At 66.9% G+C, this 985-nt stretch carries 1 protein-coding gene and 1 pseudogene; one reads left to right on the top strand and one right to left on the bottom strand.

Annotated elements, in window-relative coordinates; genetic code table 11:
* Positions 1-236, top strand: a pseudogene (locus tag EOD15_RS34795) (FAD-binding oxidoreductase); the annotation flags it as partial.
* A 4-nt stretch (positions 237-240) separates the two neighbouring features.
* Here EOD15_RS34795 and EOD15_RS34790 read toward each other — a convergent pair.
* On the bottom strand, positions 241-985 hold a 745-nt coding region (locus EOD15_RS34790), incomplete at its 5' end, for a LysR substrate-binding domain-containing protein (RefSeq protein WP_127409333.1).

Genomic DNA, 985 nt, shown 5'->3' with positions numbered 1-985 from the left:
GCAGCGACAATGTCGTGGTCGTCGGCGGCGACAATGAGAGCGGCGTCACCCATGGACCGGGTCTTGGCCGGCTATCCTGCGAACTGGTCCTCGGGCACACCCCGTTCGTTTCCGCCGAGCGGTTCCGTGTCGATCGCTACGCCTCCGATGCCTTCAAGTCGGAGGCCGAGATCGAGGCCGCCATGCCGGCCTGGGGCGCGCGTCATGAAGCGTCGCGGTTTGGTCGCGAGGCCTGATCTGTTAGCTGTCGCCGACGCTGGCCAGCAGCGCCTGCGCCACCGCCCTGACCACCGGGCCGGCATTCTTCCTCATGACGATGTGGAAGGAGCCGGCGTGGCGACGCGAGGTTTTCGTCAGCCGGACGAGCTGGCCGCGGCGCAGATGCTCGTCGGCAAATCCCGCCCAGGCGAGCGCAGCGCCGCGCCCGGCGATGGTTTCGTGGATCATCGACATGTAGCTGGTGAACCGAGGCCCATCGAGCTTCCGCTCGGTTCCGATCCATGACTGCCAACTGTCGATCGCGCCCGGCGGCGTCACCTGGTGCAGCAGCGGCACCCCCAGGAAACCCTCGGGGTCCTCCGAGGCGAGCCCCGGGTAACGCGCCAGGAACGCCGGTGCGCAAACCGGGAACCATTCGCCGTCGAGCAGTTTGTCGGCCACGAATTCGGGCCATTGCCCGGCTTCGCCGAAACGGATCGACAGCGCCACTTCGGGCTGGTCGAAATCCCTGTAATCGGTGGATGTCTGCAAAAGCACCCGGTCGCCGGCCACCCGCGAGGTGATGAGGTCGAAGCGCGGCATCAGCCATGCCTGCGCGAAATCGTGGCTGCAGCCGACCACGAATGTATCGCTGTCGTGCGCGGTCAAATCCTCGACCGCTTGCCTGATGGTGCCGAGACCCTCGCGGATCGCTTCGGCCAGCGTGTTGCCGGCCCCGGTGACGGCGACGCGGTTGCCTTTGCGCGTGAACAGCTCGACCGACAAC

Origin of the sequence: Mesorhizobium sp. M7A.T.Ca.US.000.02.2.1 (assembly GCF_003996995.1) — a bacterium.
Lineage (GTDB): Bacteria > Pseudomonadota > Alphaproteobacteria > Rhizobiales > Rhizobiaceae > Mesorhizobium.
Note: the sequence above shows the minus strand (reverse complement) of the source record. Positions and strands in the feature narration are given on the sequence as shown.